Origin of the sequence: Nostoc sp. KVJ3, from assembly GCF_026127265.1 — a bacterium.
GTDB lineage: Bacteria > Cyanobacteriota > Cyanobacteriia > Cyanobacteriales > Nostocaceae > Nostoc.
In genome coordinates, this window is the sequence record NZ_WWFG01000001.1 from 2,704,143 (window position 1) to 2,730,440 (window position 26,298).

A 26,298-nucleotide genomic window follows, 5' to 3' on the forward strand; every position below is an offset into this window, starting at 1 on the left:
CTGCGCCTCTGTGGTTAAATAAATTACTTTTCAACCGCAGAGGCACAGAGAACGCTGAGAAAAAACATCAATAACAATTATGGGATAATTGTTATTCTAGTGCTTGTGCCGTCTTTTCCTTATCTAACTTGAGAATCAACACACCCAAAGGTGGTAAACATAAATCGAGGGAATAAGGACGACTGTGCAATGACCACTCATCTGTCCACTTACCGCCTAAGTTGCCCATATTGCTGCCGCCATATTTACGTGCATCACTATTGAACAACTCAGTATAAAATCCCTTTTGTGGTACACCAATGCGGTAGTGAGAGTGCGGTTGTGGTGTAAAATTGCAAACGACGATCGCAAAATCATCAGAATCGCGATCGCGGCGAATGAAAGAAACTACACTATGGCGATTATCGCTACAGTCAATCCACTCAAACCCCGGTTGGGCAAAATCCTGGGTGTACAAAACGGGTTCCGAACGGTAGAGATGGTTCAATTCCTGGAAAAACGTTTTTAACTGTTGGTGTGGTTCATGTTGCAATAAATGCCACTCCAAATCTGCCCAAGCATTCCACTCACTCCACTGCCCAAACTCCATGCTCATAAACATGGTTTTCTTACCTGGGTGAGCAAACATATAGCTAAATAAACAACGGATATTAGCTAACTTCTGCCATGTATCCCCCGGCATTTTACCGATGATATTGCTCTTACCATGCACCACTTCATCGTGAGACAGAGCCAGCATGAAGTTCTCGCTGTGGTTGTACCACATACTAAAGGTGATATTGTTTTGGTGGAACTGACGGAACCAAGGATCCATGCTGAAGTAATCCAGCATATCGTGCATCCAGCCCATATTCCACTTTAAGTTAAAACCTAGTCCACCTGTGTAGGTGGGCCAAGATACCATTGGCCAAGATGTAGATTCTTCCGCAATTGAAAGAATACCGGGAAAATAGCTAAAAATAATGTGATTTACCTGACGTAGAAAATCTGCTGCTTCGAGGTTTTCTCTGCCACCGTACTTGTTGGGCAACCATTCCCCTGGTTCGCGGCAATAATCGTTATAGAGCATCGAGGCAACAGCATCGACACGAATTCCGTCAATGTGGTACTTATCGAACCAAAATAGGGCATTTGCTGCTAGGAAATTACTAACTTCATGGCGACCATAATTGAATACCAAAGTACCCCATTCTTTATGTTCGCCTTTGCGGGGGTCAGCGTGTTCGTACAGGTGGCTACCATCAAAGAAAGCTAAACCATGTCCATCTTTCGGAAAGTGACCAGGAACCCAATCGACAATTACCCCTATATCATGTTTGTGACATTCGTCAACAAAATACATGAAATCTTCAGGGCTGCCAAAACGGGAGGTGGGGGCATAGTACCCAGTTACTTGATAACCCCAAGAACCATCAAAGGGATGCTCCGCAATGGGTAGCATTTCTAGATGGGTGTATCCCAATTCTTTGATGTATGGAATCAGTCGGTCAGCTAGTTCCCGGTAGGTAAGGAAACGCGCGCCTGGCTTCAGTTCTGAAACGATAACTACAGGTTCAGTTTCACCATTTGGTAGTTTAGCAGGTTCGGCACTTGAAGCGTGTAACCAAGAGCCTAAATGTACTTCATAAACTGATACAGGCTGATTTAGGGGGTCAGTGCGCCGCCGCTTTTCCATCCAGTCTTGGTCATTCCAACTATAAGCATCTAAATCAGTGACAATAGATGCTGTCTTCGGGCGGGGTTCCTGCTGGAAGCCGTAGGGATCGGATTTTTCGTAAATGTGTCCTGCAAAATTTTTGATTTCATATTTGTAATGCTCTCCCACAGCGATTTCAGGAATAAATAATTCCCAAACCCCAGTCGGGCCTTTACGCATTTGGTGTTTGCGCCCATCCCAGAGGTTGAAATCTCCTAGCAATGAAACATTACGGGCGTTGGGTGCCCAAACCGCAAAATAAACGCCCTTAACGCCGTCTATTTCCGTGGGGTGCGCTCCCAGTTTCTCATATATCCGGTGATGGTTGCCTTCACTAAACAAATGCAAGTCAAAGTCAGTCAAGTTAGGAGAACGGAAGGCATAAGGGTCATAAGTGACTCGTTCATTTTCCCCTTCTTTAATCCGTAATTGGTAGTTTGCCAGTTCTGCGGTTTCAATAGTGCATTCAAAAAAGTGGGGATGATGCACTGTTTGCATTGGGTATTCTTTCCGTTGTTCGGGAAGAACTACCCATACTGCACTTGCATTTGGTAGGTAAGCCCGCACAGCCCAGACAGTTTTTCCGTCTTGTTCTATGGGATGAGAACCTAGTATTTCAAAGGGATCGTTATGCTGATTCCAAACGATGCTGTTAACCTGTTCAGGGGCGATCGTGGTCATTGACATGAAGCTACCTAAGTGAAATAACGTGATTGACTAAATCTACTTTTTTAATATCTATGTATATTCTTTACATTTATTTGCAATTTTGTCGCCACCGTTATCCTACATCAGAATGGGGTATTGGGCATTGGGAATAGGGAATAGGGCATTGGGAATAGGGAATTGGGAAATTAATTATTCTTCCCCTGCTTCCCCTGCTTCCCCTGCCTCCCCTGCCTCCCCTGCCCCCTCCCTTTTTAATTTTGACCCTTGAGTAATTTGTCAAAAATGTAAAAATGGCAAAAACTGAAGTAAGGTTTTACGTAGACGAAGTAAGTAAATCTGTTCCCGAATTCTGGGGTCTAGTTTCGGTGGTGGGACTTCTTGCAGCTGCGTTTGCAATTGGGCGTATTCGGCAGATGTTAGGAATCTTCCATCAATAGGCGATCGCGCTTCTATGATAATCTGTGCCCGTAATATCTCTTCTGGTGTATCCTCTGGTGGCGGTAATGCTGTTACCGCCGATCCCCAAGAGCCAGTTAATACAACTATTGTTGCACTAATCACAATTAAAACCAGTAATTTTACTGCCTTTCTCCCTTTAACTCTCCCCATCTCCTGAACCGCGTTCACAACGCAGCATGAAAATCTGTTTTCCCCACCCCATAGTTTGGCCTCTCTATGAGACGCTGTTCGGGTTCGCCCAATGCCCAATAAAAATCTGGCAATATCAAAGGACATACCAGGTCTCTCTTAATAAAGAATAGACTACAGGGAATGCTCTTGACCAATTGCCAGCGATCGCGATAAATTGTTTTGCCCTCTCAAAACTCAGGAGTCTAAGCCATTCAGAACACCAAATGAGGGAAGTACATTGCCCACACAATGGCTTAGATTTATCCAACTCAACTTCCTTGGATTTGGAATAAGTTGAGTCAGGCGAGAATTTTAGGCGGACACTTGGTTTAAGAAGTAACTCTTATCACCAGTGTCCTTTATTTACTACCCTAATTAGCTGATATTTGAGCAAACTCTGGGCTTGTGACACACTAACAGAAAGATACAGGTTTTTATATCAACCTAATTAATTCAAACTGTGTGGTGACGAGCATTGTTACTAAGCTGTTTTGGGCATCATTTAACTAAAACTGAGGATGCCTTATTTAGGAGTAGCTGCGGGTGTAGTTGCAGGTGTAGCTGCGGGTGTAGTTGCAGGTGTAGCTGCGGGTGTAGTTGCAGGTGCATCAGTTGGTTCACCTGTAGCAGCTGGACTGGTAGTAGCACCACCACTACCAGCATCACCACCACCGCCTTCACAAGCTCCGAGAATTGTAGCCAGACTTAAGATTACTGCCAAACCAAAGATTTTTGTTTTCATAACTCCTCTTTACACCAATTGTGGCTAGAACAATTTTTCGCCTGTTGAATACGATACCGTATTTATTGCTTTTTTTTATGCTGTGAGATTACATACTTCAAAAAACAACCCTTTGGGATATTATTTTTGGAATTACGTATCATCCAGCTATTTGGTTAGTTTCTCTTAACTCAGGAGTAAAATAGAAATTACCAAATTTTCTAGTAAACCGAGCTATCATAGCAAAAAATTTTATTTTTTTCAGGGAGTATTGCATCTTACTACCCCGTGTTGCCATACTTTAGGTGCGATATCTAAAGGGCAAGCTGTTCAGTTTTTAATCGCTGATTGCAAGCATTGGAATATCTAGGCGATGCAAACCATTAGTACAGCTACCTATCAGAACATTAAAAAGGGTGTAGTCTATTATGTGTGCTTGTTGCACATAAAGCTATTTTAACCTAAGCAAAAACAGACAATCAATCTAAAGTACAGTATTTCCCATCTTAAAAAACTTATGGTACTTGCTCGTAAATCTGCTGTTTCTCCCAGGGGTAATTGGTTCCGGCGAGATTCTATCCTTTCTTTAGGGAGGCGACGCTCTGCGCGTATGGAGTCACCAGCACGGAACGCTTCTACACCGGCTAACCAAGCCGTACCAGTATCCTCTCAAAGACAACAGCCTTCCTCGAAAAATTTAGCGGTTTCTTTGAAAAATGAGGCCATCCCACCCAAATCGGTGAAAGAGTTGGGTAAAAAACAAACCCCAAATCTCAATCAGCAGTCGAGTGGAAATCAGAAAAGTCTGAGGACAGGTTTTCTTAACAACCTTCCCACAATGTCTAATCCTGAAGCGACACCTTTATGGTTACTGCGCTTGTACACTTTTCATCGTTATTCGTCAGTTTTGGCATTCTTATTAGTAACATCAACACTAGCTGTTTATGGCTGGACGGTATATTCTCAAGAGCTTTGGGGTAAATCATATCGCCGACTGCAAAACCTGCAACTTCATGAGCGGCTGCTAACGACAACCAACGCGACGCTGACAAATAAAATGGCTAAGGAAGCAGAACAATCAACAGCAGGGCTAGTATCACCCACTCCTCAAGGCATGATTTTCTTGCCTCCAGCATCTCATAGTCCTAAGCCAGCATCATCTAACACAACGCCCAATTCTGAAACGCCACAGCAAACACTCTCGCCACTGGGATATTAAGGTTAGAAGTTAGGAGTAACCCGCGTTATTTAATTAAAAACATACATGTTAGCCTAAAATTTGGATGTTTTTTAAATTCGGCTTTGTTTTAACACTGCTTTTTTCATGAGTGCAACACTTTACCAACAAATTCAGCAATTTTACGATGCTTCGTCTGGTCTGTGGGAACAGATTTGGGGCGAACACATGCACCACGGCTATTACGGTGTCGATGGTACCCAGAAAAAAGACCGCCGTCAGGCTCAAATTGATTTAATTGAAGAACTGCTTAATTGGGCAGGAATACAAGCAGCAGAAAATATCCTAGATGTAGGTTGTGGCATTGGCGGCAGTTCTTTATACCTCGCACAGAAGTTTAATGCTAAGGCTACAGGGATTACATTGAGTCCAGTACAAGCCGCAAGAGCAACGGAACGTGCAATGGAAGCTAATTTGAGCCTAAGAACGCAGTTTCAAGTCGCAAATGCTCAAGCAATGCCCTTTGCTGACAATTCTTTTGACTTGGTTTGGTCGCTGGAAAGTGGTGAACACATGCCAGATAAAACTAAGTTTCTCCAGGAGTGTTACCGAGTATTGAAACCTGGTGGTAAGTTAATTATGGTGACATGGTGTCATAGACCAACTGATGAGTCTCCACTAACGGCGGATGAACAAAAAGATTTGCAGGATATTTATCGGGTGTATTGTTTGCCTTATGTGATTTCTTTACCAGAATATGAAGCGATCGCACATCAACTACCATTACATAATATCCGCACTGCTGATTGGTCAACTGCTGTCGCCCCTTTCTGGAATGTGGTGATTGATTCAGCATTCACTCCTCAAGCACTTTGGGGCTTACTAAATGCTGGTTGGACTACCATCCAAGGCGCATTATCACTAGGATTAATGCGTCGCGGTTATGAGCGTGGTTTAATTAAGTTTGGCTTATTATACGGCAATAAGTAGATGTTCCTAGTGATGCGCCATGATCCTTTATAGGGGATTTGGAGCGATCGCAAAGCTTCTAAATTCTAGATAACTTACGTAAAACTATACGCTGTAGAGGCAATTCATGAATTGCCCCTACATGGAAATAAGAGTTTCGGCTATTGATTGCCTAAGTCCTGTTCTCATGCAGATATCGGGTAAACCTTATAAAATTAAGTTTCTTCTGGTTGAATTTCAACAAATGCCACTCGAACTGCAAAACCTTACAGGCGGTTATACCAAAGTCCCAATTGTTCAAGACATTAACCTGACTCTCCAAACAGGAGAATGGTTGAGTCTAGTTGGTGCTAATGGCTCAGGTAAATCTACTTTACTCAAATTGCTGAGTCGTATTCTCTCACCACAGCAGGGAACAGTGCTACTTGATGGTAAAGTAATCCACTCTCAACCTGCAAATCTAGTTGCACAGAAACTAGCATTATTACCGCAGCAACAGACGGTTCCCGTCGGCTTAACAGTGCGACAATTAGTAAGTCTAGGACGCACACCACATCAATCTTGGTGGCAATGGGAATTAAACGCCCAAGATTGGGTTAAAGTAGAAGCTGCAATTAAAAAGACGCAACTAGAAAAATTGAGCGATCGCTTAGTTGAAGAACTCTCCGGTGGGGAAAAACAACGCGCCTTTTTAGCTTTAGCACTAGCACAAGAACCAAAAGTTTTGCTACTAGATGAACCTACAACTTTCTTAGATATTAACTATCAATTACAACTATTAGAACTACTGAAAAATCTGAATCAACAGCAAGAATTAACTATTGTCACCGTTCTACACGAACTGAACCTAGCGGCACGATATAGTTCTCGCATTGCTTTATTAAAACAAGGTCATCTTTGGGGAGTTGGTATACCTGAAGAAGTTCTGACATCAAGGGCGATCGCTCAAGTATTTGGTGTAGAATCCGTGATTATTCAAACACCTGTTGGTTTACAAGTTTGTGCAATTTCTGCTGTGTCAGCATAACTCAATAACAGCCAATCATATTTATCAAGCGATTGGGTATCGCCCCATTTGCGATTGGCACGAATATTCGTTCACCTCAAAGGAGTAAGCATAATCAAGCGATCGCTCCAATTAAATTACTTTCTATGACAGAATATACAAACTGCGATCGCACCTCCATCCCCTTGAACACCAGGGTAAGCACATCTCAAATGCTATTTAAAAAATAATAGGCTATCCAAGTGGGGAAATAACGAGAAGACTGAAACTCATCCTAAGACTTGGTTTCTTGTGTCTGTGCATCGATAATTACACTCCAGTCATCATTTGTCACAGCAGTTTCAAGTTGACGCTGACGTTCGGCTATACTCGCATCTATTGTTTCTAACTCTTTAGAGAGGGTTGTGTCAGCCATTGCTTTCCGCAGTTTTAGCTTTTTCTCCTCGTAAGCTTGACGTTCCGCCTCTGACATTACCGCCTTTGCAGCTTCCCCTACCGTACTAGCCCACATTTCGCCATCAGTTGCATTACCAGGTGGTATGCTTTCGAGTTCCGCTATCCACGCATCTCGCAAATCTTCCATATCTTGACGCTTGGGGAACTTGAATGCTTGCACGCGCACCAAAGCACACTTTTGCTCACCATTTTGGGTGACATGACTATTTAGGGAAAGCAACACATTCCGAGAATAGCCGATGTACTGTGTACAGTGTTCTGTGTCTAATACTGCGTAAACACCTGCAATTTTAGCGTTCTGAGCAGCTGCACTCCAAGCTTTAAGTTCAATGATTTCAGTCCCATTGTTTGCTAGTTCAGGCGTTATACTCACCTCAATGGCGGTGTGTTCATCATCGGAACTATACAAAAATTCATGTAGTCCACGGTGGTTTATGGGGACATTTTGATGTTCAATTGGCGGGTTGTGCTGAGTTTCCATCGTAGTTAATCTCTAAGTTATTAATTAGCGGTACACAAATATATGTCTTTAGAATATTGAAGCTTAAATCTACTCACATTTCCAAATTCTTGCTGAAAAAGTGAAACAACTATTAGACCTTATATGAATCAATTGACACCTCAAAATTGGATATTCATCAAACAGCGCCTTACCCCTTATCTATTTTTACTACCCGCCTTAGCTCTTTTAGGATTAACTGTCTTTTTACCTGCACTGCAAGCATTTTACCTCAGCTTTACTAGCTATGAAGATATCGCCCAGCCGCCACAATGGATAGGTTTCGCCAACTTTTTCAAACTTTGGAAAGATGCAGTTTTTTGGAAAACCTTGGAAAATACTTTTTTATACCTTGTGGGTGTAGTGCCAATTTTAGTAATTGCGCCCTTATTACTGGCAATTTTGGTAAATCAAAAATTGCGGGGGATGAATTGGTTTAGAGCAGCGTACTACACCCCAGTAGTAATTTCAATGGTGGTGGCAGGAATAGCTTGGAAATGGCTGTATGCAGAAAACGGATTACTCAATCAGTTTCTAAAAGCTTTGGGTCTTTTCCCAGAAGGTATTCCTTGGCTAACTAGCCCAGCGAAAATTTTTGGTATTATACCAATTTCTCTTGCTAGCGTTATGGCTGTAACAGTGTGGAAGGGACTAGGTTACTATATGGTAATTTATTTAGCAGGGTTGCAATCAATTCCTGCTGATGTGTACGAAGCCGCAGCCATTGATGGCTCTGATGGTATTAGCAAACATTGGGATATTACCATCCCTCTAATGAAGCCATATTTAGCATTAGTTGCGGTAATTTCGGCTATTTCTGCCACTAAAGTGTTTGAAGAAGTATACATTATGACCCAAGGGGGCCCACTTAATAGCTCGAAAACAATTGTTTATTATCTATATGAGCAAGCTTTTGGTAATTTGGAAATCAGCTATGCTTGCACAATTGGTTTAGTGCTATTTTTGATAATTTTAGGATTATCCATTTTGCGATTAGTTATCAATCAGCAGGGGGAAGAAAATATCACAATCTAAATACCCCCAAAAATCTCTAGATCCTTATACATCTCAAAAATACAAAAAATTGTGTTGTAATTCATAGTCATATCGAGTATGATTTATATATGAACTCGTTATGACTATGAATTAGATGACTATATTAATAGGCATCTAATTATTAACTAAAATGTACTTTGTCAATCTCAGTAACTTAATGGAGAGCTTCTTTACCCATGACTGAACCCCAAAAATTGACAACTGCTGACGGTATTCCTGTTGCCGACAACCAAAACTCCCTCACGGCTGGAGCGCGTGGCCCTGTATTAATACAGGATTTCCATCTTATAGAAAAGCTGGCTCATTTCAATAGGGAACGTATTCCTGAGCGTGTTGTCCATGCTAAAGGTGCGGCTGCTCATGGTACTTTTACTGTCACTAACGACATCACCCGTTATACTAAAGCCAAACTTTTTTCTGAAATTGGCAAAAAAACAGAAGTCTTCCTGCGCTTTTCTACAGTTGGGGGAGAAAAGGGTTCAGCTGATGCCGAGCGTGACCCTAGAGGCTTTTCGGTCAAGTTTTATACTGAAGATGGGAACTGGGATATTGTAGGTAACAATACTCCGATTTTCTTCATCCGCGATCCCTTGAAGTTTCCTGATTTCATCCATACCCAAAAACGCAATCCCCAAACCAATTGCAAAGACCAGAATGCTAAGTGGGATTTCTGGTCACTTAGTCCTGAATCGCTCCATCAGGTGACGATTTTGTTTTCAGATCGGGGAATTCCCAAAACCTATCGAAATATGGATGGCTTTGGTAGCCACACCTTCAGTTTAATTAATGCTCAAGGCGATCGCATTTGGTGCAAATTTCACTTTAAGACCTTGCAAGGTCATCAAACCTTGACAGAGGAAGAATCGGCTCAGATCAAAGGAGAAGATCCGGATCATGCGACTCATGATTTGTTTGAAGCGATCGCTAAAAAAGACTATCCTAAATGGCGGCTGTGTATTCAAGTAATGACAGAGGAGCAAGCATCAAAACATCCAGATAATCCTTTTGACTTGACGAAAGTTTGGAAGCAAGGGGAATATCCTTTAATTGAAGTCGGGATACTAGAGCTAAATCGGAACCCTGAGAATTATTTCGCCGAAGTTGAGCAAGCCGCTTTTAGTCCTAGTGCGGTAGTACCTGGGGTTAGTTTCTCTCCCGATAAAGTTTTGCAAGCTCGCCTCTTTTCTTATCCAGATGCTCAACGGTATCGTTTGGGTGGTAACTATCAGCAAATACCCATTAACCAGCCCAAATGTCCAGTGATGCATTATCAGCGAGATGGTTTTATGGCTTTGGGGAACAACGGCGGTAGCGTTCCTAACTATGAACCCAATAGTGCGGAGGGTACACCCAAAGAAGATCCAGCTTATGCAGAACCACCTAACCATTTGGGCGATGTCACTGTCGATCGTTATAGTCATCGTGAAGGAAACGACGATTATACCCAAGCAGGTAATCTCTATCGGTTACTAACTCCTGAGCAGCAAGAGCGCCTTGCTCATAATATCGTGGGCAGTCTCAGTCAAGCGAGACAAGACATCCAAATGCGCCAACTTTGCCACTTCTTCCGAGCGGATGTTTCTTATGGTCGTCGTGTAGCTGAAGGGTTAGGGATTTCAATCGATCCCTCAATGTTTTCTGCGACTGCTCAACCTGTAGGTAACTGGTAGCCTCGTAGTTTCGTAGGGTGTGGGTTACGTAGTTAAGCTAGATTTAGATCCCCGACTTCTTCAAGAAGTCGGGGATCTTGCAGAGTTTCTTCTGCCTCCTTCAATCACTTGGCTTATTAAAAATTTCTAAAATCTGTCGGCAAATCTGTTTAAGCTTATCCCCAATTTCACCAGAAGGTGAAGATGCACCGATAATACTCCAGTTTTCTACCGTAGAAAGTCGCCACGCTTCACCGCGATGATCGAATCCAGCTACCTCCACACCGATCGCACGGCGGGAATTATTGATGGGATCTTGATAAAATCGGATTTGAATCAAAATACTGCGACTTCGCCAAGATTTGCTGATACCAGGAAAGTGAAAGCCAATATCTATAGAATCTGGATCGATTAACTCCCTGGTTTCTGGGTCATTTTTCCAGGGTTTGAGATCCGATTTGGCATCAGGAAACTCGAATTTGAACAAATTAACCACTGTAGCAATGTTGCTGGCGAGTTCAAGGTTCGTTGCCTGTTCAGCTGCATTCACTAAAAAATACTCCTATAATTGCGTCGGCATCTTCAGGGATATTGAAGATAGAAAAACCGCCAGAAGGCTTATATTATTGGTGTTTCAGCTTATCAAGACCTTTGAGATTTAGCAACTCTAAATTATGCTTCCCTAACAATCATTGTTACTAACAGATGTGAAAAATAGTTTCTTGTTGGCACTGGTTAACACCTATTAAGTAATTATACTTAAAAACTTCTCAAAAGCAGATGAAACTCTGCCCTTTGTAAAAAATCCTTGGCAGACAAGAATGCCCAGAGAGTTATTTATTGCGATCGCATCTTAGCAGCCAGCAGATGGTAAATTCAATTTGTGACTAGACTTAGAACTCTTATTATGAGCTTCAAAACAGTAGTTTTCTATGGTTCTTACAGGAGCGATCGCCAGGGGATCAAAGCTGCCAGATTCATCATCGATCAACTCAAACAAAGAAACCATGAGGTGATTTTTGTCGATGCCAAAGAATATAACTTTGGCATCTTAGACCGGATGTATAAAGAGTATGCTAAAGGTCAGGCTCCTGCAAAGATGGAAGAATTGGCAGAATATATCCGAACAGCAGACGGTTTTGTAGTTGTTGCAGGAGAATATAACCATTCCATTCAGCCGGGATTGAGTAATCTAATGGATCACTATCTAGAAGAATACTTTTTCCGTCCGGCTGGTATTGTTTCCTACTCAATTGGTAGCTTTGGAGGAGTGCGCGCAGCCATACAGTTGCGTTCTTTTCTGTCAGAGATGGGAATGTCTACTATTTCTTCCATTTTTGCCATTTCTAAAATTGGGGACTCTCTGGATGAAACAGGTGCTTCACAGGCGATCGCATTGACAAAAAAAGTCAGTCAATTTTTGGATGAATTAGAGTGGTATGAAGAAGCATTGCAACGACAAAGAAAGGAAAAAGGAAACCCCTTCTAATCATTTATCCTCTTTTCTTTTTCATCTAAATCGGCAAGATTGCTCCATAGTCGCAGCTTCTTCGAGTTGCACAATTATCAAAACAGCGGGTACATCGCCTACTGTTCCAGATAAGTGACCTTTATGACCTTGCACGTCTGCTTTCGTACCCTGGTCTTCTCCAAAAGAAATTTCGCCAGGGCCCATCTCTACCCTCTGTCCGTCCATAGTCTCCACAAACCAGCATCCCGACAAAGGGATGATCCACTGGGGCTTCGGGTTCTCATGCCAGTTACCAACCCATCCCACAGGTAATACAGTAAAAGTGATTGTGGCACCAGATTGTTTCAAGTTAGAAAGCCACTGTGGTGAGGTATCAGGGGCTATACCTTTCTCAATGAAGTCCTGAATTTGACAACGGGATTGGTGACTGATGCCGTCGCGGTCAGTCCAGACATGCCAGTAGTCAATTGTCGGCTTGTATGATTCATTATTCTGCATAGAATGTCTCTCTTTAATTGCGCGGTGAGCTTACAAAAATTTCCAATAAAAATAGTAACTTATAAACCAATACGGTTCAGTTAGGGCTAAAACTCTGGTTCCAAAATCAATTTTTTAACGAACCGCCGAGGCGCAGAGAACGCAGAGAGAAGAAAGAGATGCTTAACTATTTACCATCAATGAAAAACCTGAAACAGCGTGTTTACGTTGTAAAGTGCGTAAGTCCTAAATACCTAATTTTGTTTAGAAATCAAATAGGAGTCCTATATATTCATCTAATATTGTTTACTAATTTAGTGCTGGAATCAGTCTAAAGGTTTGCAGTGACAATCCGCTTCTAACTATTGGAGTAAGTAGTATATCTATCTAAAGAGTTACAATACAATCTTTAGAGGATGAAGACAACAGCACTCATTTTCTAGACAATAAAGCAATTTCACAACCGAATAAAGGCAGATGGTAAAAGGCGTAAGTGAAAGATTTATTCTTTTCCCAATGCCCAATATCTCTGAACAGAACGTTAATTTTCAGTAGAGGATCTGTCGAATATGCCTAATGGAACTAATGTACAAGTACAAAGAATTCGAGCTATTGGATTAACGGTAACAAACTGCGATCGCTCTTTAAATTTCTATCAAGAAGCACTTGGTTTTGAACTTATTGGCGACATCACAGTTGAAGGAAAAGATTACAGCGACTTAGAAGGACTGACTGAGGCAAAAATTCGGATTGTCACCTTGCAACTAGGTGATGAACTCATCGAGTTGATGGAGTATCTCAACGTTCAAGGAAAACCCATCCCAAAAGATTCTCAAAGTAATGATATCTGGTTTCAACATCTAGCAATTGTGGTAAGTGATATGGATCGCGCTTATGCACAAGTGCGTTTATTTCCTATTGAACCTATTTCAGTTGCACCACAAATAATCTTACCTGATAATGAAGCATCTGGTGGTGTCCGCGCCTTTAAGTTTAAAGATCCTGATGGTCATAATTTAGAGTTACTTTGGTTTCCTAGCGACAAAGGACAAGACAAGTGGCATCAGAATCCAAATCGCTTGTTTTTGGGAATCGATCATAGTGCGATGTCTACGACGGGCTACGCCTACGCAGTTTCTGATCCTGAGCAAAGTCTCCACTTTTACCGCGACCTCCTGGGAATGCAAGTCGATAGCCGCAGTCTCAACTGGCGTGCAACCCAAAGTCGCTTAGATAATTTACCAGGAGCTAAAGTCAAAATTACAGGACTGCGACCTGTTCAAGGTGGTTTAGGGATTGAATTGCTAAACTATCTTGTGCCTGAAAAAGGTCGTCCTATACCGAGTGACTGGAAAAGTTGCGATATTGCACACATGCAAATTGAGTTTGTTGTGAATGACATTGAGCAGGTGGTAGAGATCCTGCGACAGAATGGGGTTAAGTTTGTATCATCGCGGATTGTGCAATTTGCAGATAGCTCATTTCCTTACCGCCAAGGTTGTTTGGTTAAAGACCCTGATGGGCATGGAATCTTACTAATTTCAGATGATTTAGTCAGATAATTATTATCGTCCAAAAATAAGAACATCTAAGGAATATGCACCAGGGCCTAAAACTGCGATCGCAATTAGCATGACACAGTACATAAAGGCTTTTTCCCAACTTGGCGGTTCGCCTTTTCCTAAAGGCCCTTGATATTGGTCTTCTGGAATTAGGTATGGATCTTGGGCTACAAAAGGTTTACTTCCAGAAATGTCTAAATAGATTGCAAAAATCATTGAGCCGAGAATTGGCAATGTTGCTAAGAGTGTCAGAAATCCAATAATTAGAAAAATTCCCCCACCTAACATGGATGCAGCTGATAAAAAGCAAAGAACAACAGGTGTTTTTAGAGACTCAGCCCACTGGCGAAGATGCGTTATTTTGGGATAACCATGTAATATAAACAACCAGCCAAGGCTAACTCTTAGTAATAAAAGTGCTAATCCTGGAAATCCGTCAGGATATGTAGGAGAGAGGGAACTTAATAAGTGTGGACTTAGCTGTGGGAAATTAAATGAAGCTAGATAAAAGGCGATCGCTACACCAATCCCAAGTTTATAAATCATTGTTGTACACCACTGGTATTAAGGTCAAGAGCGTATAAGGAATGACCTGCTGTAATAAAAAGGGAATCGCCTTTTTTACCGCCAAAAGTTAAGTTAGTGGATATCTCCGGTACAAGAATTTTTCCCAACAGAGTCCCATCGGAGGTGTATATTTGCACGCTGTCTTCAGAACTGGTAAAAACATTGCCGTACTTGTCTACCCGAAATCCATCAGGTTGTCCTGGCTCAATGACTGCAAATACACGCCCCTTCTTCAGATGATCGTCCACGACCTCATACACACGGATGTCATGAGGCCCCCCAGGGATATTAAATGCAGCTGTGTCTGAAACATACAGCAAACTTTCATCTGGGCTGAAAGCCAGTCCATTAGGACGTACCATATCCGTTACTACAGGATAAATTTCGCCTGTTAATGGGTCAAAGCGATATACATAACTTCCGGGTTGTTCTTGTTCGCCGCCGTAACCTTGATTTGGCTCAGTGATGCCATAAGGTGGATCGGTAAACCAAATTGTGCCGTCGCTTTTGACTACCAAATCATTGGGACTGTTAAGGCGTTTGCCCTGGTAGCGATCGACTAAAACCTTCCATTCACCATCTTGTTCGCGGCGGATGATGGCACGCAAACCCGACGAACACGCAACTAAACGACCCTCCAAGTCTCGATAATTACCATTTTGGTAATCAGATGGGTCTCGTAGGACACTTACATTATCAGTAGGACTCCAACGCAACAGGCGGTTGCCGTGAGCGTCACTCCATACAACACTATCGTCCTCATGAAAATAAACAGGCCCCTCACTATGAACTGCACCGTTGGCTAGCTTTTGTAGTGAAGTATTTGGAGACACAATAGCAAGTAGGCGATCGTCATAGATTTGTAAGGATTCAGACATGGAAATCTCCTATCCTTTAACTAGGCTTTTTACAAGGAATAACGGCTTAAGACTCATACTGATTTATGCCTATAAAACTATAGCAATCAGGTTTGATCCCTGAAAAGATCAGTAGGGTGTGTTAGAGGATGAATGAACAAGTCCTCTTATCGGTATCAAAAGTTTTAGATCCCCCTAAATCCCCCGATAAATTGGGGACTTTGGTTCGGTTCCCCCCTTAAAAAGGGGGTTAGGGGGGATCTAAATGTGCCTAAAGTCACAGGGAAACACTTTTAAAACAACCTCTTAGCAACAGCGTAACGCGCCGAACCCTTGATAATGGTGCGTTACGAACTTCGTTCTAACACACCCTACAATACCTAATTTTGTTCAGAACAGGACTTACGCAAAATCATGAAAAAACGAACTGCAAAGGACACAAAGAAATAAGAGTTTCAGAGAGTTTCTGCGTAAGTCCTACAGAAATCAAATATGATTCCTATAGCTAGATTTAATATTTTGTAAAAATCTCAATTGAAATCTTGCAGATATATTCTAGTTGCCTCTAACGACTTATTTATAAACCTATAAGATAATACAATATTGGATTGTACCAGATTCGGTTTGGATTTACCTCAAACCTTAGATATAGAAATAGTATAAACTTCCTATTTTATTTTTGAAGAAAATTAAGTAAAGTTCCTTTAGACATAAGCAATATTAATCCATTAGGTAGAAGAAATTTGATAATTAAAGCTTTAGTCTGTTCTAGGATATATCGGGAGAGTTATACAGTATTTCTATGTACTTAGCTAATAGACTCGACTGCTGATTGAAAAAATAATGATTAATTAACAACCCTAATAGAACTTAGGCACATTCTCGGATTCTTCTCTGTAAGAAGCTGCGCGATGACGTTATTGGCAGTTCGATTAATTAAGCATACTTTTATCTCTGCTTTTTCTGCATCTGGAATAGTTTAAAAGTATGTCTGTGAAACAAAATAAAGAGGAGTTAGAAGTTGTGAGGAGTGAGTTGTTTATGCTTAGTGGCGCAAAATTTTTTCGTGGGTAAGCTGCATATATGATAAACATTACTGAACACTACGACATCATCATCATCGGTACAGGAGCCGGTGGAGGTACATTAGCTCACCGCCTCGCACCCACAGGCAAAAAAATTCTAGTGCTAGAACGAGGCGACTTTTTGCCCAGAGAAAAAGCTAACTGGAGTCCCCAAGAGGTTTATCAAAAACATCGCTATCACACAGATGAAGAATGGTATGACAAAGATGGTATTGCCTTTAAACCGCAGACAGGCTACTGGGTTGGTGGCAATACTAAACTCTATGGTGCAGCTTTGATTAGATTACGGGAGCGAGATTTTGAAAGGGTAATTCACAAGGGAGGGATTTCTCCAGAATGGCCGCTCAAATACTCAGACTTTGAGCCATACTACACCCAAGCAGAAAAGTTGTATGACGTACATGGAAACTTGGGGGAAGATCCAACCGAACCACCCCACAGCGAACCATATCCTTATCCGCCAGTAAGTCATGAGCCGGATATGCAGTTTCTTGCTGATGGCATTCGCGAACTGGGTTATTACCCATTTCATCTACCACTGGGATTAAAACTTAATGAAAGCGATCGCCTAAATAGTCCCTGTATTCGCTGTGATACCTTTGATGGATACCCTTGTCTGGTTGATGCAAAAGCCGATGCCGATGTTAACGCCATTCGTCCTACCCGCGAAATGTATGCAAATTTCACCCTTTTAACTAATGCCAAAGTCTTACGACTGCATACTGGCGAGTCGGGACAAGAAGTTACAAGTGTAGAAACTGAAATTGCAGGTGAGCGACATTGGTTTGCAGGTGATATCGTAGTTGTTGCCTGTGGCTCTGTCAACTCAGCAGCCTTGCTGTTACGTTCTGCTAACGATCGCCATCCGAATGGCTTGGCGAACAGTTCCGATCAGGTGGGGCGGAATTTTATGAAACAGCTGGAAGCAGCGATCGTTTCCATCCATCTAGAGGTGAATCGCGCCAAATTTCAAAAAACCATCGCCGTCAATGATTTTTATTGGGGAGAACCGGATTTTCCTTATCCAATGGGGATGGTGCAGAATACTGGTAATGTTCTAGCCGATATGATTCCCGCCGAGGCTCCGCCACTGATGGCTCCGTTTATTAAACTGATCCCTCAGTATGAGCGCCATTTAATTGCAGAACGTTCAGTTGGCTGGTGGTTGCAAACAGAAGATTTACCAGACCCAAATAATCGGATTCGTGTAGTGGGTGACAAAATTCACATTGACTATACACTAAATAATACCGAAGCGGGCGATCGCTTAATCCATCGTTGGACATCTGTATTAAAGTCAATTCCGCAATCTGCTAAACACGTCCTGCCATTTAGTATTTATCCCCGCACTCACTTGCCAGATCCAGCAGTTGGGCATCAATGCGGTAGTTGTCGATTTGGTACAGATCCGAAAACCTCAGTTCTTGACATCAATTGCCGTACCCATGATGTCGATAATCTTTACGTGGTAGATAGTAGTTTCTTTCCGTCAAATTCAGGTGCTAACCCGACATTAACGATTATGGCCAATGCGTTGCGGGTTGGCGATCTCATCGCTGAACGCTTGAAATCACAAGGATAAACATAATGACAAACGATGAAGAGCAAATTAAACAACTTGACCAAGAGATTCAATCTCAACAAATCGGTTCAGATGCAACAGATTCTCATCCCATAGCTACAAGTTTAGGTGCTGTGGGAGCTGGCATTGCAGGAGCTAAACTTGGTCACTCCATTGGGGGGAAAGTGGGTGCGGCGATCGCTGGGGTTGCAGGAGCGATCGCTGGTGGTATTGCAGGTAATCAGCTGGCAGGGTATGCCGAAGAGTTTATTGAAGAACTCCAGCCGACAATTGAATTGAGATTAGGAGCCAATCACAAACCAATTGAACTACCCCGTCACTACACTTGGGAAGAACTACAAGCATTATCAAAACCTAACGGTGGAGAAATCCAACTCAGATAGGACTATTATTTGATTTTTGAAATATTTATTAATTAAGCATGCATAACTACGCGAAATGAAGCAATCCTAGCCCCCGCGATCGCGAAGCGTGTCCGAAAGACTTATACTTCATTTCGCTATCTCTACGAGACGCTACCGCGTTAAGCGAAGCTATGCCGAAGGCTTTACGCTCCATTCGCAATGACATTGTGTAATTAATTTTGTTTAACTACTCAACAGAAGTAGTTAAGACTTACGCAAAAACTCTCTGAAACTCTTATTTCTTTGTGTCCTTTGCGTCCTTTGCGGTTCGTTTTTTCATGATTTTGCGTAAGTCCTGGTAGTAATATAAAATTAATTACACAACGTCATTACGAGGGTTAGCGGTAGCATCTCGTAGAGAAGCGCAGTCAAGCGATCGCTTGACTGCGTTCCGGATCGTAATGACAAATTATGTCTTTACACATTTGGAATGCTCCCTTTTCAGTTACCCTGAATCAAGACTACGGGGTAGGGAACCTTGCCCTATTTCTAGCAAATCTATGGTTCAATTAATTAAAATCAAGATTCATGGAGAATATTCCTCACCCGAATTCCGACAATACCCATACCTCTCGTCACAAGGGTTTTGGAAATCAATCCTCCAAAAAAACAAAGCTCTCCAACAGGCAGCAATTCCCGAAAGTTGACCAGTTATTTGCCAAAGCAGTCAACTACCACCAGCAGCAGCAGTTTGATCGGGCACTAACTGCCTATCAACAAATCTTAGCCATCGATCCTAAATATATTGATGCCTTGACGAATTTGGGAAGTCTCCTCAAACACTTAGGACAAGTTGAAGAAGCGATCGCAATCTACCACCAAGGGTTAGCCTTAAAACCTGAGAGTGCAGAAACTTGGTTTAATCTGGGCAATGCCCTCCACGACATCGGGCAACTAGAGGCGGCAGAATCAGCTTTTGAGCAGACAGTGCAGCTAAAACCAAATTTGGGTGTTGCCCACTTCAAGCTAGCAAAAGTTCTCCAAGAACAAGAAAAATTGACCCAGGCGGCAGACTGCTATCGGCAAGCCATTACCCTAATGCCGGATTCTGCCCAAGCTTACACCAACCTGGGCAACGTCCTCAAAGCACTAGGTGAATTAGAGGCAGCGATCGCTTACCATCATCAAGCACTGCAACTGCAACCTAACTCGGCACAGACATACTACAATCTGGGCAATGCCCTCACCGCCCAAGAGCAATACGAATCAGCCATAACAACCTATCAACAGGCACTTCAACTGAAACCAGACTGGGCTGAAGCCCTGTTAAATCTGGCGGTTGCGTGTCTTGCTTTGGAGAATTTAGAGGAGGCAGAACAAGCTTTAAAACAGGCTTTGGTTCTCAAAAGCGACTTCAGCACCGCCCACTTCCATCTAGGCAGACTGCTACAGAAACAGGGTGACAGTGCTGCCGCTGAAGTCCACCTTCGCCAATGTTGGCAGCTTCAGCCCGATGAACCAAAAACTTGGGAAGCTCTATTATTAGCCCTGCAAACTCAGGGAAAATACTCCGAGGCCATCGCCCTGTTAGAGGATTGCCTAAAACACCACCCCGATCGAGCGATCGCTTACTATTACTTGGGTAGCCTCTACAACAATCTTCGTCAATTCCCGGAAGCAATCTCCCATTTACAACAGGCATTACAACTCGACCCGAATCTAGCAATTGCCCACAATAATCTCGGCTATGCCTTGATTCAAGGCGGACAGTTGAGTGGAGGAATTGAGAGTTGTCTACGGGCAATAGAGATTCAGCCTGATTTAGCGATCGCTTACTTGAACCAGGGTCTGGCCCTCAATAACCAAGGCAGAGTTCCCGAAGCGATCGCCTGTTTCCAAGAAACGCTGCTAATTAACCCAGACTACCACCCAGGTAACTCTAACCTGCTGTATGCGCTCAATTACTCACCAGCCCACAGCCCCGCCACAGTTGCCGCAGCCCACCATCAATGGGGGCAGCAAGTAGCGAAAGTTTTCCATCAGAAGTCATTATCCAAAGTCCAAAATCGTTCAGTTGAACGTAGCCCTGCGCGTAGCGTTCCGCAGGAAAGTCCAAAATCCCAAATTCTTCGCGTGGGTTACGTCTCGCCAGACTTCCGCCAACACTCAGTTACCTACTTTTTCGAGCCAATTCTCAGCCATCACGACCCTACCCAAGTAGAAATTTTTTGCTATGCCAATGTCCCTAACCCAGATGCAGTTACCGAACGACTCCGTAGCTTGTGCCCCAACTGGCGGGATGTTTACAACCTGGATGATGACCAATTGGCTGATTTAGTCCGACTTGATGGTATTGACATTTTGGTAGATTTGGCAGGTCACACTGGTAGCAACCGCTTGCCGATGTTTATCCGGCAGCCCGCCCCCATTCAAGTTACTTACTTGGGTTATCCTAATACTACGGGTCTGGTGAACATGGATTACCGCCTCACCGATAGTTGGGCCGATCCCCCCGGTTTGACCGATGAGTATTACACCGAAAAAGTCATTCGCCTACCTCGCTGCTTTTTGTGTTATCAACCCTCCCCGACAGCCCCACCAGTGATGGATGTACCTGCTAAGAGGATGGGGCGAATTACCTTTGGTTCCTTCAATAACTTGCCGAAAATCACCCCAGAAGTGATTGCCCTGTGGTCACAAATTCTTCACTCTGTGCCCAATTCCCGAATCATCCTCAAAATCCGCTGGTTCGACGATCGACCAACCCGCGATCGCTATTTATCACTATTTGCTGACTACGGCATTGACAGTCAACGGGTAAAATTAGTTGGCGTGATTCCAGACCCCAATCACCACCTTGCTTTCTATGGCAACATTGATATTGCCTTAGACCCTTTTCCCTATAACGGTACAACTACCACCTGTGAAGCCCTATGGATGGGTGTTCCAGTTATTACCCTCGCGGGACAGACCCATGTCAGCCGGGTGGGAGTTAGCTTGCTGACTACTGTCGGCTTACCAGATTTGATTGCCTCCACTCCTGGGGAGTATGTCACCAAAGCGGTAGCTTTAGCATCCGATTTATCCATGTTGAGCCAATTACGGGCTAATCTTCGGCAACAAGTAGCTGCCTCTCATCTGTGCAATGCTGTTGACCATACCCAAAGGATAGAAGCTATCTATCGACAGTTGTGGCAGCAGTCTGTCTAACTGGCAGATTAATCGAATGTTTCATAAATCGCAATAACGAAAAAAAAGAGGCGCAGAGGGCACGGAGAAATGAGAGTTTGAGAGACAGGATTTACGCACAGACTACAATTTTACGTCATTACGAGCGAAGCGAAGTAATCGCAAAGGCTTAATTTGTCGTCACGAGTGCGTAAGCTGACTTTTCCTGTTAAGTCTTTTTTGCAAGCTGGCAACCTTCACAGAGGTCGTTTAATACTAGAGCGAAGTTTCATCAATTACCGATCGCCATTGGCAGAATAATCAAACTCTAGGAAGTTGAACCAAACAAAAAGCAAGGATGTCCAGAGTTTGTGTAGCATATAGGATCTATTACAAAATTAGAATTTTAGGAGTAAACCTCTGTCTTTACAATTTATTACCGTTCCCCCCGCAACTTCTCAACCCCCCGCAGGTTTAATTGTCACTTTGCATGGTTGGGGAGCTAATGCTGAAGATGTAGCATCTTTGTTACCCTTACTCAATTTACCTGATTACCAGTTTGTATTACCCAATGCACCTTATCCTTATCCCTATTCCCCTATAGGGAGGGCATGGTATGACCTACGGGTAGAAAATATGTATGAGGGATTGGCAGAAAGTCGGCAACTGCTAATAGATTTTTTGGAATCTTTAGAAAATAGCACTGGCGTACCTTTATCACGCACTATTTTAAGTGGATTTTCTCAAGGCGGAGCAATGACTTTAGATGTCGGCTCAAAATTGCCCCTAGCAGGTTTAGCTGTTATGAGTGGGTATTTACATCCTGATGCATTAACGGCAGCTAAAGATAAGATTCCACCGACTTTAATCACTCACGGGAAATATGATGAAGTTGTGCCACTACAAGCCGCTTTGAAGGCACAAAAAACTTTAGAGTCTCTGGGAGTGTCGGTAGAATATCACGAATTTGATATGGGGCATGAAATAAATCCAGAAACGTTAAAGGTGCTACGGAACTTCGTTGTAAATATAATTGGCTAGTCAGGATTACGAATTTTTTATAAATTATGGTATGAATGCTGAAAATTTTCACGAAATCCATGCCTTCTAATGAGTAATATATATAGGGTGGCTGCGAAAGAGCGCAACTTAACCCATGCTGAAGGCGTGCTGCATAAGGGAGGGGCAAACATTATGACAACTCTAAGCATTTCCAGGAAAGAAATTGCTGCCATTACTGCGGCAGAAGTAGAAGAACTGGCGACACGTCTGGATCTGGATAATTACAGTAATGCTTTTGATGGTTTAAATGATTGGCATCTATTGCGAGCGATCGCATTTCAGCGTCCAGAGTTAGTTGAACCCTATATCTATCTCTTAGACTTGGAACCCTATGATGAAGCTTAGTTGAGAGTTAGGAGTTAGGAGTTAGGAGTTGGAAATTAATATTAGTAACTACTTACTCCTAACTTTTTACTATGACTAATCCAAAGTTGAAAAGGGTTCTAATAGGTGTCGGTGGCGGTATCGCCGCCTACAAAATCTGTGAATTGGTTTCGAGGCTGTTTAAAACTGGGGTGGAGGTTCGAGTTATCCTCACCCGTTCAGCGCAAGAATTTATCACACCTCTGACAATAGCTACCCTATCCCGCCATCCCGCCTACACAGATGACGATTTCTGGAAACCAACTCACTCTCGTCCGTTGCATATTGAGTTGGGGGAATGGGCTGATGTCATGGTAATCGCTCCCTTAACAGCTAATACATTAGCCAAGTTAGCCTACGGAATGGCTGATAATTTACTCACAAATACCGTGCTGGCTTCTACTTGTCCTGTGCTGTTAGCCCCCGCAATGAATACGGATATGTGGGAACAGCTATCAGTACAACGGAATTGGCAACAGCTATTGATCGATAGCCGATATCATGGAATGAGTACAGCATCGGGTTTATTGGCGTGCGATCGCATCGGTGCTGGTAGATTAGCAGAACCTCCAGAAATTTTGGCTTACATCCAATCGTTATTACACACTCAAGGGAAACGAGATTTAGTAGGTAAACGAGTGTTAATTAGCGCCGGAGGAACGCGAGAGTTTGTTGACCCAGTGAGATTTATTGGTAATCCTTCTACAGGTAAAATGGGATTAGCTTTAGCGCAAGCCGCACTTCACCGAGGTGCAAAAGTCACTCTAGTGCATGGCCCTGCTAATTGGGATGTACCATTAGGAGTGCAAGCAATTCCCGTCATTAGTGCCGAACAAATGCAGGATGCCATGCTGGAATGTTTACCCAATGCTGATATCATTGTCATGTCAGCAGCCGTGGCAGATGTGAAGCCAAAAGATTATAGTACAGAAAAACTGCCCAAGCGATCGCTCCCCAAGCTTTACCCCTAGAACCTGTACCGGATATAGTCGCCCAATTAGCACAACTTAAACAGCCGCATCAGAGATTAATTGGTTTTGCTGCACAAAGTGGTGATATTGTCAAGCCAGCGTTAGAAAAGTTACAGAGTAAAAAACTAGATGTTATTGTTGCCAATCCTATCGATCAACCTGATAGCGGTTTTGGGAGCGATAATAATCAAGCGATATTTTTAGATATACAAGGACGGGAACTAGCGATCGCACCTTGTTCTAAATTAGAAATGGCACATCATTTATTTGATTTTGTCCTATTTTGACCAAGTTCCCTAATAGACATCTCCAGAAATTAAATATGCGTTGTGCAGAACCCTTGTAGAGACGTAGCAGTGCTACGTCTCTACATTCTTTTTCACTCCTATGTCTAATATCATGTTCGGTTAAACAATTGTCATTGCGTACTCCGTTGGAGAACCCGTTCGCGAATAGCGTCTCCGAAGGAGAAGGGTACGAAGTGAAGCAATCCCAAAAGCCTTGTGTTCGCGAAGCGTGTCCGAAGGACTTATGCTTCATTCCACTTCGTTACATTCGCAATGACATACATTGAAATTTTCACACCAACTTACTTACATAGTGGGATATGTGGGTTGGGCTACGCCTACGCCAAACCGGATAATTTGGGCAGAGGACAGGCGACGTTATAAATTAATAGTGTATCTGCAATACCGGACTTGTTCTGGCTTAGTCTCAATAGCAAAGGTTTGGAGATGTTTACTTTATCAGAAACTTCTATCCTGGCGGCAATCCTACTGGTAGCTTTAGGCATTTTGGGCTGGGGCTTTTATCGCGCCAGACCTTTTGGTAAGCTGGGAATCTTAGCCTGGTTACAATCGGTGGTGTTGATGACTCCCTGGCTCTTGTTTTTTGGATTGTTTGCCCTAGGGATTTACATCAATATAGCGGGTATATTGTTCTTAGTGGTGACTTCCGCCGGATTGTACGTCTACTTGGGCAGACAATTACGCGCAGCTGGGCAAGATGCCATCCTCAAGCAACGCGCAACAGAAAGACTCGCCGCTGATTCTTTACTTCAAGCAAATTCTCCACAAGCAACAGTAGCAGAATTGAAAGCGGAAATCCCACCGATACCAGAAGAGGACTTGAATGCAATTAAAGGTATCTTTGGTATCGATACGTTTTTTGCCACAGAAACCATCGCGTATCAAGATGGAGCCATTTTCAAAGGTAATTTGCGGGGAGAACCAGAAGAGACTCATAACCGTCTAACTGCAAGTTTACAGCAACGCCTTGGCGATCAATATCGCCTGTTTTTAGTGGAAAATACAGACGGCAGACCGGTCATAATTGTTCTACCAAGCCGCAACGATCCCAAGCCGATGTTGCGATCGCAAAAAGCTTTTGCAGGTATTCTGTTGATAGCAACCATTGCTACTAATTTAGAAGCTGCGGGCTTATTGCTGAATTTTGATCTCTTTGGCAATCCAGGGCGCTTTCAAGAAGCTTTACCCATAGGCGCTGGGATATTTGCGATTTTAGTAGCTCACGAAATCGGTCATTGGTTACTTGCTAAACGTCATCAAATCCGCCTTAGTTGGCCTTTCTTTCTGCCGGCTGTGCAAATTGGTTCCTTTGGTGCAATTACCCGCTTTGAATCTCTGTTACCCAACCGCAAGGTATTATTTGATATTGCCTTAGCAGGGCCAGCCGCAGGTGGTATTGTCTCTTTGCTAATGCTGGTGACAGGCTTACTACTTTCCCAACCAGGTAGTTTATTCCAATTGCCCAATCAGTTTTTCCAAGGGTCAATTTTGGTGGGAAGCTTGGCGCGAGTTGTCCTTGGTTCGGCGTTGCAGTCGCCCCTGGTAAGTATTCATCCCCTAGTGGTGATTGGTTGGCTGGGATTAATAATTACCGCTTTGAATTTAATGCCCGCAGGACAATTAGATGGTGGGCGCATTGTTCAGGCGATTTATGGACGCAAAACCGCAGGACGCGCAACGATCGCAACTTTAATTCTGCTAGCGATAGTGTCTCTCGGTAATATGATTGCCATGTACTGGGCGATCGTGATTTTCTTCTTGCAACGGGATCAAGAACGCCCCAGTTTAAATGAAGTCACTGAACCCGATGATGCTAGAGCCGCTTTAGGTCTTTTGGCTCTATTCTTGATGATTACTACACTTCTACCCCTAACTCCTGGCTTGGCTGGGCGTTTGGGAATAGGATAGTATTTATTAGTAAAATTGGCGTTGCATAATTTGCAACGCCGGAAA

Annotated in this window: 21 protein-coding genes and 1 pseudogene; 14 read left to right on the forward strand and 8 right to left on the reverse strand. The window is 43.0% G+C overall.

What is annotated here, in order from left to right; translation table 11 throughout:
• Window positions 1-91: 91 nt before the first annotated feature.
• The 3 genes from glgB to GTQ43_RS10535 form a co-directional block, all read right to left on the reverse strand.
• Window positions 92-2,383, reverse strand: coding sequence for a 1,4-alpha-glucan branching enzyme (gene glgB / locus GTQ43_RS10525; protein ID WP_265272559.1), 2,292 nt, complete (start codon window positions 2,381-2,383; stop codon window positions 92-94).
• Window positions 2,384-2,641: 258 nt separating this feature from the next.
• The gene (locus GTQ43_RS10530) at window positions 2,642-2,974 is read right to left on the reverse strand and encodes a hypothetical protein (RefSeq protein ID WP_265273726.1); all 333 of its coding nucleotides are present in this window, start codon (window positions 2,972-2,974) and stop codon (window positions 2,642-2,644) included.
• Between the two features lie 544 nt (window positions 2,975-3,518).
• Window positions 3,519-3,737, reverse strand: a complete 219-nt coding sequence (locus GTQ43_RS10535) for a hypothetical protein (RefSeq protein ID WP_265272560.1) — start codon at window positions 3,735-3,737, stop codon at window positions 3,519-3,521.
• A 496-nt stretch (window positions 3,738-4,233) separates the two neighbouring features.
• Between GTQ43_RS10535 and GTQ43_RS10540 the strand changes: the two genes are divergently transcribed.
• The 3 genes from GTQ43_RS10540 (at window position 4,234) to GTQ43_RS10550 (ending at window position 6,889) form a co-directional block, all read left to right on the forward strand.
• On the forward strand, window positions 4,234-4,935 hold the full coding sequence (locus GTQ43_RS10540) for a hypothetical protein (RefSeq protein ID WP_265272561.1): 702 nt from the start codon (window positions 4,234-4,236) through the stop codon (window positions 4,933-4,935).
• Window positions 4,936-5,040: 105 nt separating this feature from the next.
• Window positions 5,041-5,883 carry a methyltransferase domain-containing protein gene (locus GTQ43_RS10545; RefSeq protein WP_265272562.1) on the forward strand — a complete coding sequence of 281 codons (843 nt, stop codon included), beginning with the start codon at window positions 5,041-5,043 and terminating at the stop codon, window positions 5,881-5,883.
• 223 nt (window positions 5,884-6,106) lie between these two features.
• Complete coding sequence (locus GTQ43_RS10550) at window positions 6,107-6,889, forward strand: ABC transporter ATP-binding protein (protein ID WP_265273727.1); 783 nt, start codon at window positions 6,107-6,109, stop codon at window positions 6,887-6,889.
• Window positions 6,890-7,142: 253 nt separating this feature from the next.
• Here the strand turns inward: GTQ43_RS10550 and GTQ43_RS10555 are convergent, their stop codons facing one another.
• The gene (locus tag GTQ43_RS10555) at window positions 7,143-7,805 is read right to left on the reverse strand and encodes a GIY-YIG nuclease family protein (RefSeq protein ID WP_265272563.1); all 663 of its coding nucleotides are present in this window, start codon (window positions 7,803-7,805) and stop codon (window positions 7,143-7,145) included.
• Window positions 7,806-7,928: 123 nt separating this feature from the next.
• On the opposite strand from GTQ43_RS10555, the gene GTQ43_RS10560 reads away from it, so the two are divergent.
• On the forward strand, window positions 7,929-8,858 hold the full coding sequence (locus tag GTQ43_RS10560; RefSeq protein ID WP_265272564.1) for a carbohydrate ABC transporter permease: 930 nt from the start codon (window positions 7,929-7,931) through the stop codon (window positions 8,856-8,858).
• A gap of 197 nt (window positions 8,859-9,055) precedes the next feature.
• Window positions 9,056-10,549, forward strand: a complete 1,494-nt coding sequence (locus tag GTQ43_RS10565; RefSeq protein ID WP_265272565.1) for a catalase — start codon at window positions 9,056-9,058, stop codon at window positions 10,547-10,549.
• Window positions 10,550-10,649: 100 nt separating this feature from the next.
• Here the strand turns inward: GTQ43_RS10565 and GTQ43_RS10570 are convergent, their stop codons facing one another.
• On the reverse strand, window positions 10,650-11,078 hold the full coding sequence (locus GTQ43_RS10570) for a hypothetical protein (protein WP_265272566.1): 429 nt from the start codon (window positions 11,076-11,078) through the stop codon (window positions 10,650-10,652).
• A gap of 357 nt (window positions 11,079-11,435) precedes the next feature.
• Between GTQ43_RS10570 and GTQ43_RS10575 the strand changes: the two genes are divergently transcribed.
• Window positions 11,436-12,017, forward strand: a complete 582-nt coding sequence (locus GTQ43_RS10575) for an NADPH-dependent FMN reductase (RefSeq protein ID WP_265272567.1) — start codon at window positions 11,436-11,438, stop codon at window positions 12,015-12,017.
• Window positions 12,018-12,038: 21 nt separating this feature from the next.
• Here GTQ43_RS10575 and GTQ43_RS10580 read toward each other — a convergent pair whose 3' ends face one another.
• Complete coding sequence (locus GTQ43_RS10580; RefSeq protein ID WP_265272568.1) at window positions 12,039-12,497, reverse strand: cupin domain-containing protein; 459 nt, start codon at window positions 12,495-12,497, stop codon at window positions 12,039-12,041.
• A gap of 548 nt (window positions 12,498-13,045) precedes the next feature.
• Between GTQ43_RS10580 and GTQ43_RS10585 the strand changes: the two genes are divergently transcribed.
• Entirely contained in the window at window positions 13,046-14,038 is a 993-nt protein-coding gene (locus tag GTQ43_RS10585) for a VOC family protein (protein WP_265272569.1), read from the forward strand.
• Window positions 14,039-14,041: 3 nt separating this feature from the next.
• Here the strand turns inward: GTQ43_RS10585 and GTQ43_RS10590 are convergent, their stop codons facing one another.
• On the reverse strand, window positions 14,042-14,584 hold the full coding sequence (locus GTQ43_RS10590; RefSeq protein ID WP_265272570.1) for a DoxX family protein: 543 nt from the start codon (window positions 14,582-14,584) through the stop codon (window positions 14,042-14,044).
• Window positions 14,581-15,483: an SMP-30/gluconolactonase/LRE family protein gene (locus GTQ43_RS10595; protein WP_265272571.1), complete on the reverse strand. Its 903-nt coding sequence runs from the start codon at window positions 15,481-15,483 to the stop codon at window positions 14,581-14,583. The genes GTQ43_RS10590 and GTQ43_RS10595 overlap by 4 nt, the downstream gene beginning before the upstream one ends.
• A 1,062-nt stretch (window positions 15,484-16,545) precedes the next feature.
• On the opposite strand from GTQ43_RS10595, the gene GTQ43_RS10600 reads away from it, so the two are divergent.
• The 7 genes and pseudogenes from GTQ43_RS10600 to GTQ43_RS10630 all read left to right on the forward strand — a co-directional run bounded on the left by GTQ43_RS10600 (window position 16,546) and on the right by GTQ43_RS10630 (window position 26,253).
• Window positions 16,546-18,129, forward strand: coding sequence for a GMC oxidoreductase (locus GTQ43_RS10600; protein WP_265272572.1), 1,584 nt, complete (start codon window positions 16,546-16,548; stop codon window positions 18,127-18,129).
• Between the two features lie 5 nt (window positions 18,130-18,134).
• The gene (locus GTQ43_RS10605; protein ID WP_265272573.1) at window positions 18,135-18,512 is read left to right on the forward strand and encodes a hypothetical protein; all 378 of its coding nucleotides are present in this window, start codon (window positions 18,135-18,137) and stop codon (window positions 18,510-18,512) included.
• Window positions 18,513-19,061: 549 nt separating this feature from the next.
• Window positions 19,062-21,683, forward strand: a complete 2,622-nt coding sequence (locus GTQ43_RS10610; protein ID WP_265272574.1) for a tetratricopeptide repeat protein — start codon at window positions 19,062-19,064, stop codon at window positions 21,681-21,683.
• A 378-nt stretch (window positions 21,684-22,061) separates the two neighbouring features.
• Entirely contained in the window at window positions 22,062-22,682 is a 621-nt protein-coding gene (locus GTQ43_RS10615; RefSeq protein ID WP_265273728.1) for an alpha/beta hydrolase, read from the forward strand.
• Between the two features lie 153 nt (window positions 22,683-22,835).
• Window positions 22,836-23,048 carry a DUF2555 domain-containing protein gene (locus tag GTQ43_RS10620; protein ID WP_012412287.1) on the forward strand — a complete coding sequence of 71 codons (213 nt, stop codon included), beginning with the start codon at window positions 22,836-22,838 and terminating at the stop codon, window positions 23,046-23,048.
• 71 nt (window positions 23,049-23,119) lie between these two features.
• Window positions 23,120-24,324 (forward strand): annotated as a pseudogene (gene coaBC / locus GTQ43_RS10625) (bifunctional phosphopantothenoylcysteine decarboxylase/phosphopantothenate--cysteine ligase CoaBC).
• Window positions 24,325-24,771: 447 nt separating this feature from the next.
• Window positions 24,772-26,253 carry a site-2 protease family protein gene (locus GTQ43_RS10630; RefSeq protein ID WP_265272575.1) on the forward strand — a complete coding sequence of 494 codons (1,482 nt, stop codon included), beginning with the start codon at window positions 24,772-24,774 and terminating at the stop codon, window positions 26,251-26,253.
• Window positions 26,254-26,298 lie beyond the last annotated feature (45 nt).

Bases quoted from the DNA above. Each gene is read 5' to 3' on its own strand.
- GTQ43_RS10535 (WP_265272560.1), bottom strand. From the start codon at position 3,737: ATGAAAACAAAAATCTTTGGTTTGGCAGTAATCTTAAGTCTGGCTACA.
- GTQ43_RS10540 (WP_265272561.1), top strand. From the start codon at position 4,234: ATGGTACTTGCTCGTAAATCTGCTGTTTCTCCCAGGGGTAATTGGTTC.
- GTQ43_RS10560 (WP_265272564.1), top strand. From the start codon at position 7,929: ATGAATCAATTGACACCTCAAAATTGGATATTCATCAAACAGCGCCTT.
- GTQ43_RS10620 (WP_012412287.1), top strand. From the start codon at position 22,836: ATGACAACTCTAAGCATTTCCAGGAAAGAAATTGCTGCCATTACTGCG.
- glgB (WP_265272559.1), bottom strand. From the start codon at position 2,383: ATGTCAATGACCACGATCGCCCCTGAACAGGTTAACAGCATCGTTTGG.
- GTQ43_RS10600 (WP_265272572.1), top strand. From the start codon at position 16,546: ATGATAAACATTACTGAACACTACGACATCATCATCATCGGTACAGGA.
- GTQ43_RS10545 (WP_265272562.1), top strand. From the start codon at position 5,041: ATGAGTGCAACACTTTACCAACAAATTCAGCAATTTTACGATGCTTCG.
- GTQ43_RS10580 (WP_265272568.1), bottom strand. From the start codon at position 12,497: ATGCAGAATAATGAATCATACAAGCCGACAATTGACTACTGGCATGTC.
- GTQ43_RS10550 (WP_265273727.1), top strand. From the start codon at position 6,107: ATGCCACTCGAACTGCAAAACCTTACAGGCGGTTATACCAAAGTCCCA.
- GTQ43_RS10610 (WP_265272574.1), top strand. From the start codon at position 19,062: ATGGAGAATATTCCTCACCCGAATTCCGACAATACCCATACCTCTCGT.
- GTQ43_RS10590 (WP_265272570.1), bottom strand. From the start codon at position 14,584: ATGATTTATAAACTTGGGATTGGTGTAGCGATCGCCTTTTATCTAGCT.
- GTQ43_RS10555 (WP_265272563.1), bottom strand. From the start codon at position 7,805: ATGGAAACTCAGCACAACCCGCCAATTGAACATCAAAATGTCCCCATA.
- GTQ43_RS10630 (WP_265272575.1), top strand. From the start codon at position 24,772: ATGTTTACTTTATCAGAAACTTCTATCCTGGCGGCAATCCTACTGGTA.
- GTQ43_RS10585 (WP_265272569.1), top strand. From the start codon at position 13,046: ATGCCTAATGGAACTAATGTACAAGTACAAAGAATTCGAGCTATTGGA.
- GTQ43_RS10605 (WP_265272573.1), top strand. From the start codon at position 18,135: ATGACAAACGATGAAGAGCAAATTAAACAACTTGACCAAGAGATTCAA.
- GTQ43_RS10565 (WP_265272565.1), top strand. From the start codon at position 9,056: ATGACTGAACCCCAAAAATTGACAACTGCTGACGGTATTCCTGTTGCC.
- GTQ43_RS10530 (WP_265273726.1), bottom strand. From the start codon at position 2,974: ATGGGGAGAGTTAAAGGGAGAAAGGCAGTAAAATTACTGGTTTTAATT.
- GTQ43_RS10595 (WP_265272571.1), bottom strand. From the start codon at position 15,483: ATGTCTGAATCCTTACAAATCTATGACGATCGCCTACTTGCTATTGTG.
- GTQ43_RS10575 (WP_265272567.1), top strand. From the start codon at position 11,436: ATGAGCTTCAAAACAGTAGTTTTCTATGGTTCTTACAGGAGCGATCGC.